16 protein-coding genes are annotated in these 13,631 nt (G+C 38.0%); all 16 read left to right on the forward strand.

The features are described from left to right. On the forward strand, positions 1-1,047 hold a 1,047-nt coding region (locus HUS61_RS21540), incomplete at its 5' end, for a hypothetical protein (RefSeq protein WP_220094927.1). Between the two features lie 8 nt (positions 1,048-1,055). After that, a complete protein-coding gene (locus tag HUS61_RS17780; protein ID WP_258536044.1) occupies positions 1,056-2,888 on the forward strand; it encodes a UvrD-helicase domain-containing protein in 1,833 nt (610 codons plus the stop codon). Between the two features lie 566 nt (positions 2,889-3,454). After that, entirely contained in the window at positions 3,455-3,772 is a 318-nt protein-coding gene (locus tag HUS61_RS17785) for a hypothetical protein (RefSeq protein WP_175083334.1), read from the forward strand. A 79-nt stretch (positions 3,773-3,851) separates the two neighbouring features. Continuing rightward, positions 3,852-4,040, forward strand: a complete 189-nt coding sequence (locus HUS61_RS17790) for a hypothetical protein (RefSeq protein ID WP_036973817.1) — start codon at positions 3,852-3,854, stop codon at positions 4,038-4,040. A gap of 170 nt (positions 4,041-4,210) precedes the next feature. After that, entirely contained in the window at positions 4,211-4,804 is a 594-nt protein-coding gene (locus HUS61_RS17795; RefSeq protein WP_175083335.1) for a single-stranded DNA-binding protein, read from the forward strand. A gap of 270 nt (positions 4,805-5,074) precedes the next feature. Then, positions 5,075-5,215: a hypothetical protein gene (locus HUS61_RS17800; protein WP_162898092.1), complete on the forward strand. Its 141-nt coding sequence runs from the start codon at positions 5,075-5,077 to the stop codon at positions 5,213-5,215. A gap of 85 nt (positions 5,216-5,300) precedes the next feature. Next, complete coding sequence (locus HUS61_RS17805; protein ID WP_138533951.1) at positions 5,301-5,912, forward strand: hypothetical protein; 612 nt, start codon at positions 5,301-5,303, stop codon at positions 5,910-5,912. A 9-nt stretch (positions 5,913-5,921) separates the two neighbouring features. Further along, positions 5,922-6,242 carry a hypothetical protein gene (locus tag HUS61_RS17810; protein WP_138533950.1) on the forward strand — a complete coding sequence of 107 codons (321 nt, stop codon included), beginning with the start codon at positions 5,922-5,924 and terminating at the stop codon, positions 6,240-6,242. Between the two features lie 85 nt (positions 6,243-6,327). Beyond that, positions 6,328-7,380, forward strand: coding sequence for an AAA family ATPase (locus HUS61_RS17815; RefSeq protein WP_175083336.1), 1,053 nt, complete (start codon positions 6,328-6,330; stop codon positions 7,378-7,380). 62 nt (positions 7,381-7,442) lie between these two features. Continuing rightward, positions 7,443-7,967: a hypothetical protein gene (locus HUS61_RS17820; protein ID WP_138533948.1), complete on the forward strand. Its 525-nt coding sequence runs from the start codon at positions 7,443-7,445 to the stop codon at positions 7,965-7,967. A gap of 96 nt (positions 7,968-8,063) precedes the next feature. After that, positions 8,064-9,161 (forward strand): DUF3150 domain-containing protein, encoded by a 1,098-nt coding sequence (locus HUS61_RS17825; RefSeq protein WP_175083337.1) that lies wholly within the window; start codon positions 8,064-8,066, stop codon positions 9,159-9,161. Positions 9,162-9,263: 102 nt separating this feature from the next. Further along, positions 9,264-11,069: a VWA domain-containing protein gene (locus HUS61_RS17830; protein WP_175092373.1), complete on the forward strand. Its 1,806-nt coding sequence runs from the start codon at positions 9,264-9,266 to the stop codon at positions 11,067-11,069. 339 nt (positions 11,070-11,408) lie between these two features. Continuing rightward, positions 11,409-11,903 carry a DNA repair protein RadC gene (radC, locus tag HUS61_RS17835; RefSeq protein ID WP_138534074.1) on the forward strand — a complete coding sequence of 165 codons (495 nt, stop codon included), beginning with the start codon at positions 11,409-11,411 and terminating at the stop codon, positions 11,901-11,903. 80 nt (positions 11,904-11,983) lie between these two features. Next, entirely contained in the window at positions 11,984-12,142 is a 159-nt protein-coding gene (locus tag HUS61_RS17840) for a hypothetical protein (protein WP_162898094.1), read from the forward strand. A gap of 109 nt (positions 12,143-12,251) precedes the next feature. Continuing rightward, positions 12,252-13,376: a toprim domain-containing protein gene (locus HUS61_RS17845; RefSeq protein WP_175083339.1), complete on the forward strand. Its 1,125-nt coding sequence runs from the start codon at positions 12,252-12,254 to the stop codon at positions 13,374-13,376. Next, positions 13,373-13,615: a class I ribonucleotide reductase maintenance protein YfaE gene (gene yfaE / locus HUS61_RS17850; protein ID WP_036973826.1), complete on the forward strand. Its 243-nt coding sequence runs from the start codon at positions 13,373-13,375 to the stop codon at positions 13,613-13,615. The genes HUS61_RS17845 and yfaE overlap by 4 nt, the downstream gene beginning before the upstream one ends. The last annotated feature ends 16 nt before the right edge of the window (positions 13,616-13,631 follow it).

A 13,631-nucleotide genomic window follows, 5' to 3' on the forward strand; every position in this document is an offset into this window, starting at 1 on the left:
GGTTCTATTGGCAGCACCACTAGTCCAGAGTTGCAAAGCAGCCCTGTGAGTCCAGACCAATCAGAAAACCTTCAGGCCTCGGTAAATACTGGTGGTACATTAAATAGTGAGAGTGGTTCTATTGGCAGCACCACTAGTCCAGAGTTGCAAAGCAGCCCTATGAGTCCAGACCAATCAGAAAACCTTCAGGCATCGGCAAGTACTGGCGGCACATTGAATAGTGAGGGTGGTTCTACTGGCAGTACCACTAGTCCAGAGTTGCAAAGCAGTTCTATAAGTCCAGACCAATCAGAAAACCTTCAGGCCTCGGCAAGTACTGGCGGTACGTTAAATAGTGAGAATGGTTCTATTGGCAGCACCACTAGTCCAGAGTTGCAAAGCAGCCCTGTGAGTCCAGACCAATCAGAAAACCTTCAGGCCTCGGTAAATACTGGTGGTACGTTAAATAGTGAGAGTGGTTCTATTGGCAGCACCACTAGTCCAGAGTTGCAAAGCAGCCCTATGAGTCCAGACCAATCAGAAAACCTTCAGGCCTCGGCAAGTGGTGGTTCTATTGTTGCTGAGTCTAGTCTAAAAACTGACAAAAGCGATGATAATGTGCAGACTCAAACACAGTTAACTGCTTCTAATTCTTCTCAGAAAGGTGAGTCTTTTGAACAATCTAACTCAGATGAAAGTTCAGTTTTGAACAACTCTAGTTCTGAGAACCTAAGTTTTAATGAAACAAACGCTGGTGAAGCAGCGATGGTTAACAATAGAGAAAATTCAATTGAAGAGAGAAACCCGTCTAGCCTACATCCTGTAGCTGGTGGTGAAGTCACTATGACCGAGTCACAAGAGGTTGGATTAAGGCAAGTTCTTGATAATACAGAAATGAGCAATGATGCATTATTAAAAGCGGAAAATATCTTGTCTCTAGGTGCAAATTCCAATTTGAGCTCATTTACAAAGGAAGAAAAAACAGAGCTTTTAGATTTGGCTGAGAATTTAGAGGCAAATAATTACATAGCTGAATCATTACAAATCAAAAGAACGTTGGAGAGCTAACATTGACGATGACATTAGAGCAAGAATCAGCAGCTAACGATGTTAATAATCACTCTTTGATTCTTGCTACAGCAGGTAGTGGTAAAACAAAAACATTAATTGAAAAAGTAAAAAACGTACTAAAAATATCATATGACAGGAAGGTTATTCTCGTTACATTTACAAATGCGGCCGTCAACGAAATGCAAGAAAGGTTGGAAATAGCTCTTCCACAATCATCAATAAACAGAGTTTCTGTAACTACATTTCACAGGCAGTTTCTTAACCAAACAAAGAAACTCATGCAAGGTAAGCTACTAATTGGAGCAACATACTTCAACTTTATTGAGAGGTTGAAGAATTACATCGAGAATGAGCACCTACTACCGGAGTTAAAAGTAACATTCAGTGACATTACGAGTATTTTGAATGATCAGCCATTAGATGAAAAAAAAGGGTTTGATAAAGACGCTGTTAAGCTAGTTAAAGAATGTTATCAAGAGTTAAAGATAAAGAACCACCTGTATGACTTAGATGACGCAACCAGGCGCGCGGTAGAAGGAACTTTAAGTGGGGAAATACCGCTATTAAATTGTACAGACCTAATGATTGATGAGTTTCAAGACACAGATTTACTACAATATGAGTGGATTGCCCTGCAGGGGCGCGGAGGGATTAATCTAACACCTGTTGGAGATGATGATCAAAGTATCTACTCATGGAGAGGCGCTAGAAGTTATGAAACAATGCTTAAGTTTAAAGATGAATTTAAACCCAATATTCATATGCTTGCAAAGTGCTTTAGATGTAGACCTGAAATAATAGATGCCAGTAAAAATCTAATAGAATTTAATAAAGATAGAATTCCCAAAGGTATGGTCTCGGGGAAGGAAGTTGGTGGCACTGTTAAAACATACATACATAAATTTAAAAAAAGTATGCTGTTAACATTTTTAGAAAACTACAATAAATATGATGGTGAGTGGGCGATCCTAAGCAGAACTAATGTTGCATTGGACTCAATAGAAGAGTTTCTGATAGAACATGAAGTAGCGTATTCAAGAAACAATCAAACAAGTATTTTTAAAACAAGCGCTGGTGATTTCGTAATTAAACTGTGTTCATATCTTTTAAATAAGTTTGCACACTACCATCTGTCAGAAGTTTTAGGGTACTTAAAAGAGGATGAGAACCTAATTCCTTTAATTTCAGAAAGTATCAAAAGTAATTCTGATATTGAGTCATATCTAAATAATTACGGTCAATCAATTAATGGAACGGCTTTTGAAATGTTCTATTCAAATTATTATTTATTTGAAAACACTCATGATTCCAAAGAGATAAACACAAGAATTGATTTGTTGATTGATTTCATCATAGAGCGCCGCTCAAAAGGCGACAAGCTGAATAAATGCGCTGTTGAAACATTACTTCTTGAAGGGCTCAAGACAAAAACAGGCTCTTGGTTCGAAAGAATTAAGCTTTACTCAGATAAAATTAAAGAGCAAAACAGCAAATCTGAAATTGATAAATCAGTGGTAACTTTAACCACATACCATGGCTCTAAAGGCCTAGAGTGGACTAATGTGGCTATTTTTGATGTTATCCATGAAACAATGCCAAATATGCAGTCACCAATCGATGAGGAAAGACGTTTGCTGTTTGTTGGGATGACACGCGCTGAGCAACGGTTATTTATTCATAGCTACTTAAATAAGGCTGATATTGATGATTTAAAGGATGTGGGTGAACTGGCACTATTCAAAAAAGATTACGAATATAGCCCACCAATAACATCAGATATTAATGATGTTTGTTTTCCAAGCGAGTTTATCGAAGAGATTTATTACACTAACGATTAATCAAATGTTGTTTGGCTTATTTCTGGAAATTTAATCTTTTGTAATGTTGACTAAAAATTTATAAGCAATTATATTGATTATAACCCTAAAGGTTCAGCCTTTAGGGTTAACCAATCAACACAGACTATCAACGTCACAACCACTCTTCTGAGTCATTATCGGAATACAAACTTCCAATAATGATTTCTCAATCCACTTTACCTTTTAGGTCTTTGATTTTTGCACTATGCATAATTATGCCTATTGGTATTTAAAGTGGCTTCTAGCTGTTGAAGTTAAATCTCAGCGTTAATACCTTCTTGGTATTAAGACGGTTGAAGTGATTCTTTCACAAATACCTAACCAATTCCTATACGGGATACTCTTCTGTATAGGAATCGAAATCTCATTCGATGCGACCGCTATACAGATCTACTTATTTTTAGTTCTGCGTTTTCGGTCAAATGCATTGGAGGAGATTATGGATATCATTCTTATATTACTGGCGTGCACATATGTTGCAATCAAAATTCACAGCATCATCGTTAAGCCAATTCTATCAATAGCTAGTTCAAGCTGGGGTTAATTTGAATAAACTAATTCCAACCTATTCGGGCTACAACAATCACAATCAGTTAAAGATTCAGAGTGTATATTGCATTGTATATGACAGGTTAACGTTACAAGTTTTAGCAACAGCTGAAACACATAACGAGGCCAGTCAAATAGCAACTGAGATATTCAACAAAGACAAAGTATTCGCTGTTCCCGGTGAAGTTAGGTTTTCAGATGAGAGTATTTCACATAGTAATATTCTTGGAATGAACCTTGTTAATTTTGAATTCTTTGTTGAAGCAAATATGAGTCATCCACTGATTAAATCAACTTTCACAGGCGAGCATTAGCTCCCTGTGAATTTCCTTACTGGTTATACCTATCCAGCTTGAAGCAGGATGCTTAGGTATAACCAGTAAGGAGAAACCTATGTTTGAAGATACTGCTTTTCATATTTTCGACAAATCAACATCAACACTTACATTATTCACAGGTGAGATAAAACAGATTGATGTTAATCATTTAGACAAACCAGACTACCTATCAGCTGTAAAGCAAAAGGCCATTTCTAGTGGCTTAATTGGCGAAAGCGATTTTGTATGTGAATGGGATGTTTAACAGATAGTAGGGTAAACCTTACTCTCTGAATGAGCTTTATATATTAGAGTTTATTCAAAGGGTTACGGTGAATATTGCCGTTATTTTTGATTAAGTCGCGCGATATTTTCTTTATGTAATTATATCTACATCAGTTGTGATGATTTTATAACTTTATAGAGGGCTTATTTATGCGTACTGCAAAAGATAATTCAGCAAGGCTTGGTGGTAGAGTCGCGAGTCTTGATATCAGAAATGGTCAAGATGGGTATTTTGGTACTGTGACAATTGCTTGTGATGACGGCTACTTTAAGAAGTCAAACGAACCTAACGGACAAAGTGAGTGGGTTGACAGAACTTACTTTTTTGATGTCAAAGTGGATAGTCGGTTTTTAAAGAATTTTAAACCAGCTATTGAAGTAGGGGACGAAGTAACTTTAAGAGGAAAACTTGTTCAAGAAAAGTGGACTGATAATGGTGGGCAAAACCGCTCTTCAACAAAGATTAAAGCTATCGAGCTAATTCAACATCTTAGAAAAGTTGAAGTGGAATGTTTAAAAGCCTCTGGCTTAATTGGCAATCAGAACCAACAAAATAGTCATCCACAACAAAATAGTTCTTCAAACTACCAAAGTGCGCCTCAGCATCATAGTCAACAGCAAAATAATGCACAAAACTATCAGCGCAGCCAGCAAGACCAGAGCGCACCAATACACTATCCGCAATCGCAGGGCGGTTTTGCTCCTAAACCTCAACCAGGGGGGTATGGCGGTAGTCAACAATAACAAGCTAGATAAGGTTTCCTAGCCTAGGAATTTGCATGACAAGGATGTCACTTTTGTTTTTTCTAATATTCATAATACCTTTTCGCTTCTCGCGAATAACTCTGCTATGGCAGTTAAAGTTGAATATTAGTTACGCACTCTCAACATCAAGTTGAAAAGCAAAAATCTATTTTGTGAGTGCACACCAAGCAACATCGTTGCTTGTTTTAACCTCTGAGGGTTTAACCTTCACAGGTTAATCCTTCAGGTTTTTAAAATTTGGAGGAACTTATGAATAACAAATCAACCGGCGCATATTTACGTCGTCGCGAACGCAAATTAATTAAACGAGCAAAACGTGATGGATCTAACAAGTTAGTTATTCGCGCAAGCCGTTTATATCAAGAGTCAAACCGCGTTTTTCACGGTTAATCTCTAACCTATCTACCAACCCACAAGGGGAATTTTCCCTTTGCTGGGGATGTTCCCTTTAAAAATCTCTTTGGAGGAGAACATCATGGCTAGACCAAAAAAAGCCATAACCAAAGCTCAAATAAATGCAGAACTTGAAAGAAAGAAACAGTTTAAGCCGAAGCGAACAACTGATCACTTTCTGTCAGTAAATGCAGAATATACGTGCCATTCGTTAGACGAAGACATCATAACAGCTCATCGAGCTGGTAAAGTTGCCCCTGGGCAGGATGTATTTTTTGGTTTAATGGATGATTGTTTGGATGCTGCAAGAGGTGAATATTACATTCATTGGTCAGACGAGAACATTAAGGCGTTATGGGAAAGTGTTTTGTATCGTTCACTTGGTATGCTTCGGTATGCTAAAGCGAATTCAGAGATGCTAAACGACGAACTTGAATGGATTTGCTCTGCAAATTTTGATTATGTATGCCAGTGTCTAGATTTAGATGCTTGTTCAATTAGAATTGCAGTACCACAGATCTTACAACAGTATAATCAACTTAATGAATTACTTGTAACTAACAAATACGCTAAAGCTCTTTGTGAATACAAGCACTTCATCTTAAATGGTAGCAATTTCTCATCGTCTAACTCTCACCTTTATAGTGACTTAGAAGGGCCTGACATCCCTCTTTGGCATGATCTAAAGTTTTAGGAGTTGATAATGGAAATTTATCTTATTCATGAGTCTAATACTTGGACTCTACTTGATGATAATGTTACTGAGCGAAAGCTACTATTAGGTCAGAGTGATGAAGGCTATCACTTTGGTCATATTGATGGTTGGCCAGACTCAGTTGAAGTTTGGAATTCTACCAGTTATGCAACTAAGGAATTAGCAGCAGAGGCTCAAGTGAATTTTATGCTAGACCTTGCAGATGAGGATGAAACAGAAGAAGTATATGAAAAGTGTTCTGTTCTAGACTCACCAAACCTTCATCTTTATGAAAAAAGTTATATAGACTTTTTAGAAGTACCATTTTAAATATTAAGAAATCAAACCCATCAAGGGACACTACACCCTTGAAGGGATAAGTGTCCCTCAAAAATCTCTTTGGAGGAGACACAATATGAATACTCAAACACAATCAAACGTATCTACAATTAAACCAGCAACTAAAATTGATTATAACGAAATGATAGAGGTTGACGCTCATGAGCGTTTCCCTGAAATCTTCGACCCTAATCAATATAAGATTAAAATTCGTAAACACCGCCACCCTAATTGTCAAAAAGCAGACATGCATTATACGCCGGATGAAGCAACACTTCGTAAAGCGTTAGCATGGTGGCTTGCGCCTGCTCAACCGAAGCCTCTTGGCTTGGTTGGTGAAACAGGTACAGGTAAAACGGAGTTATTACTATTCATTGCAGATCGCTTTAATGAGCCTGTCTTCATTGAAAAAGTAACCGTAGGCATGAGTGGTGAGCGCTTAGAAGGTGGTTATGAATTAGCTGTTGATGGAAAAGGTAATAATGTTACTCGCAAGCGATACAGCCAAGCTGCATGCGGATACAAATACGGTGGTTTAGTTATCTTAGATGAAGTGGATAAAGCTAATGAAGATTTATCAACATCGCTTCATTTGTTTGTTGAAGGCAAACCTTGGACACTTAGTGTTTTCGGTGAAACCATAAACAAACATGCTAACTGTCGAATAGCTGCTACAGCTAATACTACCGGTGGTGGTGATAGTGATAGGTATATTACTTCACAACGTTTAGACCAAGCATTACGTTCACGTTTTGGTTGGTTAAAAACTAAATATCCAAGCAAAGCAGTTGAGTTGGAAATTTTGGAAAAGAACTTTCCGAAACTAACATTGCCGATTCGCAAGCTTATGGTACAAACAGCTGACTCTTTAAGAACAGCTGCATTAGGTAAAGACCACGATGGCAACATCGATAATGGATTAGGGTGTGTTTTTTCAACACGAACTTTAGTCCACTGGGGTTTTTACATGATGACATTTGGCGCCAATCGTTCTCCATATGAGTCATTTGAATTTTCGTTCTTAGGTTCCATTGATAATGATGAAATTGAAGAGGTTAATTCTGTTGTTCAACGAGTATGGGGTGATGAAATTAATAAACCACTTGGCGAGTTAATTCAAAAAAAGTAACTAACTCAAACACTAACACATCTTCTAATTCGGCTAACTTAAAAGTTGAGAGAGGGGACACAGTGTTTGAGTGCTTTGAAGTTGAAAATGGTCGTTTTGTTGGTTTTAGCTACCAACCATCAAATGGTAAATACCTCCGTATTGAAGGGGGTAAAGACCCACTTAAAATTGACGATGTAAGAGACATTAAAGCTATGAGTATGTCTGAGTTAATTCAGGCAACCGATAAGATTGATTACATTAGGAACGGCAATCCTTATTTTCTTATTCATTCGGATGAGAAAATGAAGAACTGTGACTTTGTAAACTGTCGAGCTCAAGTTATGTTCAATGCTCAAGGTAACCTGAAATGCAATAACCCGTTTGATGTTTATCATCATGCCGGTGAAGGTAAATATTGGGCTGTAACATCATTCCAAAATACGACATATGTGTTGTTCAAGAATGATAATACTGAATGGAAATGGGTTTTTATGTCTGTAAACGGTGAGAGAAATGCTCTTGCCAAAAATAAAGAACAAAGAGGTTATTCACTTATGGGAATAGGCCACTTTAATCAAAATACATGGGATATTGAAGTGATGTAACCAATCACAGGTCCTATTAATCAACCAACCCTTTGGGGAGTACTTTCCCCAACAGGGAAGTCTCCCCTTTTTTTATATCAAATTGGAGGAGACAACATGTCTTTATCAAACGAAGCAATCGCAAACGGCAAAGAGTTAGCAGAACAAAACACTTCACTTAAAAATGGAGCATGTTTGTTAGGCTGGCAATTAAGATCGCCATGTGGTGAATCAACTTTACCGAACGCAAAGATAGAACTAGATGGTCAGAAAGTATCATCTAATCAAATCAAGGGGAGTAAACTACAGTGGTTTCCTAGAAGCAAGCTGAAGCTTACAACGAAGTACAACAACCGTCTTACACGAACTTTTAATAGTTATGGTGTTAAGTATGGAGACTTTACGGTTGTCCCAACAACCAGATTAGATGAACTTAAGTCAGAGCTTGATGAAATAAAGCGTGATTGGCAAGACGAAGTAACAGTATTAATTGCTGAATATGATAAGTCAGTTAATCAACATATGGCTGAAAATTCGGATATCGCTGCACTGATCCATAAATATGCCTTATCTCAGGTTGAGTTCCAATCAAAATTCAAACTGACGTTTACAAAGCCTCTGGCTATGAAAGCGCTTTTTGATGATGATGAAGACGATATCAAAAATGATGTTGCAGAAACTCTTTGGCAAGAAATTGCTAAGGAAGCAAGTAGTGTCTACAAAACAAACTGGTTTAAAGACAAAACACCAGTTAATCGCGTAAGCCAAAAAGTACGTTCACCATTTAGAAGAATGATGAATAAACTTATTGATTTATCATTTGTAGATAGTGGTATTGAGAATGTGGTCAGTACAATACAGGAAGTTTTAAATAACTTACCTTCTAGTGGCTACATTGAAGGTCATTCATTTTCAGAGTTAACCAACTGGTTACTCGTAATGAGTAATGAAGACACACTTCGCCTTCATGCTGAAGGAAAACCTCAATATAGTGCAACACCAGAGCCGGAAGTAATTACACATGAGGATACCGACGAAGCGATTAATTTCGTTTCAGGTGAGTCAAGTGAATCTGCTTCTGAGAGTTCAATCATTGTAGAAACAGCTGATCAAGAAAATTCTTTTGAATTTGACCTAGCGCCTACAGAAGAAACCGATTTTTCCGAGCCTGTTGAGCGTAACAACTCATTAGGTGATTTTGGATTTAATTGGTAACAAATTAAGGAAGCAATCTAGCTTCCTTTAATTCTAAACCCACAGGGGATACTCACCCCTTGTGGGTGTATCCCCTCTTAAACATTCCTGGAGGAGATGCAAATGAATAAATCAAAACTATTAAAACGATTTAGAATGCTTTCAAGAGTAATGAGTAACCGTGGTGACATTACGATTAACTTAACTGGTAACAGATGCTATACAGATTACAACAGCATTACTTTACCCGTAGGTGATCTTGAAAACCCCGATTATCTCGAACTTTTGGAAGGCGCTATTGATCATGAAGTAGGCCATCTACGATGGACCGATAGAACATGGACAGCTAAGTCGTATGAAAAAGGAGCATTTTTCAATGCTATTAGAAATGGCATTGAGGATATTCGTATGGAAAGAATGGTTTGTCTGGAGTGGCCGGGTGCCATCTTAAATTTATCTAAGATGGTTACTCAAGGTATTAAAAAGGGATGGTTCAGTAAACCAACTGATAGCTTCCCGCCTTCATTACTGTTACAAGCTGTAGTTGTATATTATGGGCGATATAAAATTAACGACCAAGTACAACTAAAGGAGTTCTGTGAAATTGCATTAGCTTTATTAACTGATTGTATTGGCCAAAAACCAGTACACGATTTAATTTTGCTATTGGATACGATACCAGCTCTTCGATCTAACCAACATAGTTATGAACTTACAGAACAGATCATTCAATTACTTAAGAAAATAGAGTTTAAACCAGGTGATAGCCAAGGTAATGACTCAGGTGATAGCCAAGGTAATGACTCAGGCGATAGCCAAGATAGCCAAGGTAATGACTCAGGCGATAGCCAAGGTGATGACTCAGGCGATAGCCAAGGTAATGACTCAGGCGATAGCCAAGGTGATGACTCAGGCGATAGCCAAGGTAATGACTCAGGCGATAGCCAAGGTGATGACTCAGGCGATAGCCAAGGTAATGACTCAGGCGATAGCCAAGGTAATGACTCAGGTGATAGCCAAGGTCAAAACTCAAGTGTTAGCCAGCAAGTAATTAATTTTGTAAATGAATGCCTAAATGCCGATGAAAGTCAGCTCATGGCAGATTTGCATGAACAAGTTAATAACGAGCTAGAGAAAATGGCTGATGAAGTAAGATCAAGTAATGATATGGAGCAACTAATTGACTTAAATGCTCCTTTAATATCAAAAAATGATCGTGGCACAGTTGGTACTGCAGAGCTAAACCTAGCTAAGAGACTTTCAACACCTATAAGTCGAGAACTCCATAAAATAATTTATGGGTTAGACCGAAAAAGTGTGAATTTTTCTAAGCAAGGTAGAACTGTTGAGGCAAATAGACTTGCTGGAGTAAAAGCTGGTAATTTTAATGTTTTTAAATCAGAAAGAATTACTAAAGCCCCGACAATGGCGATTTCAGTCCTCGTTGACAGGTCTAGTTCAATGAGTGCTGTTGAGATGAATGGTGCAAACACTTCTGCGCTCGCAATTAACTTAGCAATAGATAAGTTGAAAGGCGTAAATAGTGAATGCATATATTACAGTGCCGGTGACCTATATGAAGCAAAATGCTTTAAATCAACAACTAAAGCCGTTAAAGACAACTTTAGAGTCAGCAGTAGAGGCGGAACACATACAGGGTTAAGTCTTTATTCTGTAATTCGTAGGCTTTCACTACGTGTAGAGCAAAAGAAAGTTGTTTTTATCATTACTGATGGCCAAGCAAGCGATCTAAAGTATTTAGAAAAGTCGATTGAAATGTCGGAACTTCTAGGTATTCAAATTGTATGCATTGGTATAAACACAGGAATGCTTTATGGCTTTGAGAATCAGGAATTACTCAACATTCAAACCGTTGAAGAGTTACCTTCAATTCTAAAACAAGTAATTAAAAATAAATTAATTGCTTAACCAAGTAATGCGCCCTTTTGGACGCATTTTAAAGCAAACACAATGTTTTAAAATGCGGCTATAAGCCAAATAGATTTTCTGCTTTTATCTTAATTTACTGATGGCACCTTGCTATCAAATTTACCGCAAGGTAATTAATTTTGATAAAGCATAAAAGCTACTCAAATCCTTGTATTTGTGTAGAACAAGTATCGACGTCTCGTTGTTACTTTGGGTTTAACCCTAGACTTAGCATAAGCGAGTTCAGCTTGCTTGTGTTCAACAAACTTAAATCAACCCATAGGGGATTAATTATCCTCTGGGTAATTGTCTCCGCTTAATGTTTCTTTGGAGGAGACAATGACTATTTCTAACTTAAAACTAAATGAAGAAACTGGTAAATATATAATCACGTCTGAGCTTAGCTCTGATGAAATTATTGAAACAGCCAAGAAGCTTCTAAACAATAGACTGAGACGAGGAGCTATTTTTAATAGTCCTACTCAAGTAACTGATTATCTTGAAGTCCATTTGAAGGAGTTAGAGCATGAGGTTTTTTACATGCTTTACCTTGATAACCAAAATAGACTAATAGACAAAGAAATACTTTTTACCGGAACGATAAATGCTGCAAGTGTTTATCCCCGGGAGATTGTAAAAAGTGTACTAAAAAAGAATGCAGCCTCTGTAATTTTAGCGCACAACCACCCATCAGGTATTGCTGAGCCATCGCAAGCGGACAAGCTAATAACCACTAAGATCCAACATGCACTCAATCATATTGATGTAAGTGTGTTAGATCACATCATTATTGGTGAAAACACAGTCTCATTTGCTGAGCGCGGCCTTATCTAACTTAAATTAAACCAACCCTTGTGGGGATACTTCCCATAAGGGGCGTATCCCCTTTTTTGTACTCTTTGGAGGAGATACGCATGAATAATTCAATTAAAAAGGCAATTATGCCAATCCCATCGTCAATACCTAACACAGAAGTGAGAGAGGTACATATTGGCGGTAAAACGATTCTTTCATTACGTGCTAAGTGGGGACCTTTATTTGAAGGTCAACAACGAGCTCAAGCTCAAGGCTAAACGTATGAGTTAGCCTTAGGGCTAACTCTTCTTTTTATTCGAGGCGACCACCTAAAGCGCCTTGTATTCAGGACGCTTTAGGGTCGTCTTGAGGAATAGGAGAGTTGTAATGATTGAATCAAAAATAGATAAAGTACTTGCTTTAGTTAAGTCAAATGGCGGGTGGTCTTCTGTCTACTCAGCCTACCCAGGACTTAATGAAGCAGTTTCAAAATCAAATAACCACGGTGGTTCACCACAAGTACCATGCCCAAAAACTGGAAACGGAAGAACTAAGTTTCGCCTTTTCCGCGATTGGGCTGATACCGGTGGCGCATACCATAACGACGTAGGTGCTTTACCCGGCGGAATCGATGTAATTGCGTTTATGGAAAGTTGCTCAAAAAGCGACGCTTTAAACAAAATAATCGATATCTGTGGTGGTGACTTATCAAGCATCTCGCGCGAATACGTTCAAAATGTGAAAGCTTCACAGCCAAAAGGTATTAACGATGATGAAAAAGCAAAACGAGTCGCAAAACTTGAGAAGCTTTTTCAACACGCTATTCCTGCAGCTCATGATCAATCGGGTCGGATACAAGCTTACTTGAACAGTCGTGGACTTAAAACTGATGCGAAAACTCTACCGTTTACACTTGGATATGCTGATGAGCTTTGGTGGGGAGATGGTCAGTCTAAGCCTAAGAAGCTTCACGGTTTATTAGGCTCAATGACTGATTCAGATGGTAATCGAATCACGATTCATCGAATTTTCCTGAACAATCAGGGCTTAAAAGCTGATGTACCTAATGCGAAAATGTTAATGCCTCCGCCAAGCTATATTGGTGGATGTTCTATCAAAATTGACTCACCAGTAACTGAAGGAGATAACACCTTCATTGGCGTATGTGAGGGGATTGAAACTGCATTAGCTGTACGCGAGGCTACAGGCTGTCCTATGTGGTCATGTTATTCGGACACTTTGCTAGAAATGGTTAAAATTCCAGATAATGTGACTTCAGTATTAATTTTTGCTGATAAGGATGCATCTGGAGCAGGTCAAGAAAAAGCAGAAGCATTAGCTGCAAGACTACGTAGAGAAGGAAAGTTTGTTGATATTTATATGCCACCTTTAGATATACCTAATGGCAGCAAAAGTATGGACTGGCTGGACACCTACAACTTAGCAGGCCCTAGTGCTTTTCCATTTCGCTTACCTGTTGACATCTCTGTTAATACTGGGGGTGTCAAATGATTAGCGTTTCTGGTCAAGTTTACAATGACACAAATGGAACACTATTACAGACTTTAGAACTGAATAGTGTTGCCCCTACATCTAACTGTAAATCAGGTTTTTGTGGGGCGTGTCGCATCAAATTACTAAAGGGCAATGTCGAATATATCGATGAACCAATTGGCTTTACAAATGAAGGTGAGATATTACCTTGCGTTTGTAAGCCAAAAGGTGACATTGAGGTTGAAGTAACCTTTTAGATTTTTACAACCAACC

The organism is Pseudoalteromonas sp. 0802, from assembly GCF_013350085.1.
Lineage (GTDB): Bacteria > Pseudomonadota > Gammaproteobacteria > Enterobacterales > Alteromonadaceae > Pseudoalteromonas.